This window comes from Sphaerospermopsis reniformis (genome assembly GCF_005402885.1).
Classification (GTDB): Bacteria; Cyanobacteriota; Cyanobacteriia; order Cyanobacteriales; family Nostocaceae; genus Sphaerospermopsis; species Sphaerospermopsis kisseleviana.
Map to the genome: position 1 here is coordinate 1 of NZ_BJCE01000354.1, position 3,845 is coordinate 3,845.

Sequence of the window (3,845 nt, forward strand, 5' to 3'; positions counted from 1 at the left end):
TTTGTGGGCTGATTTAGCTCTCAATTTAATTGCTCTCAAACCTCATAAACGCTTATTTTTTCAACGTGGTTTTCAGGCTCTTTTCCTTATGAGACAAGCTGTTTAGCCTCCTTGTCACCCGGTAAGACAAAAAAGAGAGGAATATAATTAGGGCTTGCTGAATAAATACAAAAACTCCCCGCGTCGGGGAGAGGTTTGGAGAGGGGTTTATTTATACATTAAAAACTTTTCAAACATCCTCTTACAGGAAAATTTGCTACTTTAATGTAGTTACTCAATGTAGTAACTCTTCTACTTGATGCTGACTCCACAATTTTTGATATAATCCTGGTTGTTCCACAAGTTCTGAATGTTTACCAATTTGTACAATTTTACCATGATCCATAACCATGATTCTATCAGCAGTCGCCGCTGCTGAAAGTTGATGGGTAATGAAAATCACGGTTTTCTGTTTTGTACCGCTAGAGAGATTTTTCAGAATTTGGGTAGCAGTTTGATTATCCACACTAGAAAGGGCATCATCTAAAATTAAAACTGGAGCATCAATTAACATGGCTCTAGCTAAAGATGTACGTTGTCGCTGGCCACCGGAAAGGGTAATTCCTCTTTCACCAACAATTGTTTCATATTCCTGGGGGAAATTATTAATTTCAGCGGCTATTTGAGCAAGATTAGCAACAGTTTCTACCCTTTCTTGTTCACTAATGGGGTCGCCATAACGGATATTATTTTTAATGGTGGTACTAAACAAAAAACTATCTTGAGGAACGTAAGCGATCGCCCCTCGTAAATCATTTAATGCTATTTTTGTAACATCCAAACCATCTAAAAATAACTGTTCCTCCTGAATATCCAACAACCGTGGTAAAGCATTAGCTAAAGTAGATTTTCCCGAACCAATAGCCCCGACCACTGCTACCACTTCCCCTGGTTTAATAGTAAAGTTAATATCATCTAAAGCCGGGGTATTAGCACCAGGGTAGGTGTAACTAAAATTTTTGGCTGTAACTTCACCTTTAACTGTATTTGTGGGTAGAGAAATAGCATCAGGTGGATCTTGAATTTTGGGAATGATACTAAAAATTGATTCTAACCGATCAATACTAACTTCACCTCTTTGGTAAGCAGTAATGGTAAAACCTAATAAAGCCGTGGGGAAAACTAAACGCTCTACATAAATCAATAAAGCCAAAAAATCACCCACAGCCAGATTACCAGAAGATATCCGCATAGTTCCCAACCAAATAATAATTAGGGAACTAATATTAGCTAAACCACCAATCAGAGGAAATAGAGTACTGCGGGTTTTAGCTAATGTCAAGTTAGCTGTTAATAAAGCCTGATTTTTCTTTTGAAAAGCTCGACGCTCATTTTCTTCCTGAGCGTAAATTTTAATCAAAGAAATACCACTGATATCTTCTTGGATCAGTTCGCTAATATCCGAAAGTTGTTCTTGGACAGCAGCTTGTTGTGTGCGTAGGCGATCGCTAAAAAAATGCACCAACAAAAACATAAACGGATAAACTGCCAGAGAAGCTAAAGTCAGATCCACACTAATTGATAGCATTACTGGCAGCGTCAGAGTATAAGCAAAAAAAGTATTTGCTAAACTCAATACCGCAAAACCCAACAACCGCCTGATATTGTCCACATCGCTAGTAGCCCGACTAATAAGATCACCAGAAGTATTACTGGCAAAATAAGACGGTTCTAGTTGAAGTAAATGCTCAAAAATTCGCTGTTTCAGTTCAAATTCTACCTGACGACCCACACCAAAAATCCAGATGCGGGAAGCCATACGCATCATCCACATTGCGGAACTGAGGGCGATAATGATTACTACATAACGTAGTACCTGATCCAATCTAAAAGTTGTGGAAAGTGTATCCACCCCAGAGCGAATCAGCAAAGGAATATAAACGCCCAACCCATTGACAGACAATAAGGCAATAATGCCCAAAGCAGTATCCTGCCAATGGGGACGTAAGTAACTACCGAGTTTAGCAAGCCGTCGAGATTGTGCCATTTAAGCAATTTTACACTTTGTCATCCTAAATCGCAAAAGGCAGGGGCATTGGGCGATTCAATGAAAGGATTTTGGATTTTGGATTGTTTTTGTCATCTAAAATCTAAAATCTAAAATCTAAAATCTAAAATTTTACTGCCCCTGCCTCCTGATCACGAGCGCCCACGTAAGAAAACGTAAATTTGATTAAGATAACTTTCCCAAACTTGGGTTGTGAGTTGCAGAGTTTCCGCATTAGGTACAAAATCTTCTACACGCAACCCCCTTGTACTGATAGCTTGAGGATTTTGTAGTAGATAAGATGGGATTTTCACATCACCCACAGGTAAGATGCCAGCAGTCATCACATCGGAGATGGTATTGGCACTGTTAATAGTTTGGTTAATAACGACTTCTGACTCCTGCTATAAGTGGGTTTATTTTATCGTCAAACTGCAATTTATCACTGACTTAAAAATAACTCCCACTTCACGCACACAGACTACCGTCGTAGTGATTTTAGAGCAAATTTTTGACACTGAGTGTATTATTTGGAATTTTTCAAAAGACTAACCTAACACCAGTGGCATAAATTAATTGAGTAGTCGTCGTCAACTCGTTAAAAGGAACAACTATGTCAACGCAAAACCCCACCGTCCTAGTCACAGGGGGAGCAGGATACATCGGTTCTCATGCCGTGAAAGCCTTACTGCAAGCGGGTTATCAGGTGTTAATCTTGGATAATCTGGTCTATGGCCATCGAGATTTGGTAGAACAGGTTTTGCAGGTAAAACTCATTGAAGGTGATATAGAAGATCGTCCCCTGTTGGATCATCTGTTTCAAACCCACAAAATTGAAGCAGTTATGCACTTTTCTGCTTATGCCTATGTGGGTGAATCCGTAACTGAACCGGACAAATATTACCGTAATAATGTTGTGGCAACTTTGACGTTATTGGAAGCGATGCTGGCAGCGTCTATTAAAAAATTTGTCTTTTCTTCTACCTGTGCCACTTACGGAGTCCCAAAATTTATCCCTATCACTGAGGATCATCCCCAAAATCCCATTAACCCCTATGGTGCTACTAAGTTAATGGTGGAAAGGATACTCTCGGATTTTGATGTTGCTTACGGTTTAAAATCTGTATGTTTCCGCTATTTTAATGCTGCTGGTGCTGATCCTAGTGGTTTATTAGGAGAGGATCATAATCCCGAAACTCATTTAATTCCTTTGGTATTACAGACAGCTTTAGGTCAACGCCAATCAATTTCTATTTTTGGTACTGATTATCCCACCCCTGATGGTACTTGTATTCGTGATTATATTCACGTTTCTGATTTAGCAGATGCCCATATTTTAGGTTTGGAATATCTGCTTAAAGGTGGTGAAAGTAATGTTTTCAATTTAGGTAATGGTAACGGTTTTTCTGTGAGAGAAGTTATTGCTGCTGCTCAAGAAGTGACAGGAATAAATATATCAGTTCAAGAATGCGATCGCCGTCCTGGTGATCCTCCTTCTCTCATTGGTAGTAGCGAAAAAGCCAGAAAAATCTTAGGTTGGCAACCTATATATCCTGATATCAAAGATATTGTCACTCACGCCTGGAACTGGCATCAAAAAATGCATAAGTAGGAGATTGGTGATTGGTGATTGGTGATTGGTGATTGGTGACAGAAAAAGGCAAAAGGCAAGAGTTTATTCTTACCAATTACCAATAGACCTGTCCGAAATATATAACGGAAAAATGGTAGAACGGTAAATGGAAAATATACCGTGGTTCTACCAAAGATGAAAAATATTACCAATTATATACATATGTACCCAAAACGCGCTAGGGGT

The 3,845-nt window shown here is 39.1% G+C and carries 2 protein-coding genes and 1 pseudogene; 1 reads left to right on the top strand and 2 read right to left on the bottom strand.

The window, feature by feature from the left end; all coding sequences use genetic code 11:
• Positions 1–274: 274 nt before the first annotated feature.
• Positions 275–2,026 carry an ABC transporter ATP-binding protein gene (locus FFR48_RS26150; protein ID WP_137669369.1) on the bottom strand — a complete coding sequence of 584 codons (1,752 nt, stop codon included), beginning with the start codon at positions 2,024–2,026 and terminating at the stop codon, positions 275–277.
• Positions 2,027–2,178: 152 nt separating this feature from the next.
• Positions 2,179–2,388 (bottom strand): annotated as a pseudogene (locus tag FFR48_RS26155) (septal nanopore formation protein FraI); the annotation flags it as partial.
• A 251-nt stretch (positions 2,389–2,639) separates the two neighbouring features.
• Here FFR48_RS26155 and galE point away from each other — a divergent pair.
• On the top strand, positions 2,640–3,638 hold the full coding sequence (galE, locus tag FFR48_RS26160) for a UDP-glucose 4-epimerase GalE (RefSeq protein WP_137669370.1): 999 nt from the start codon (positions 2,640–2,642) through the stop codon (positions 3,636–3,638).
• The last annotated feature ends 207 nt before the right edge of the window (positions 3,639–3,845 follow it).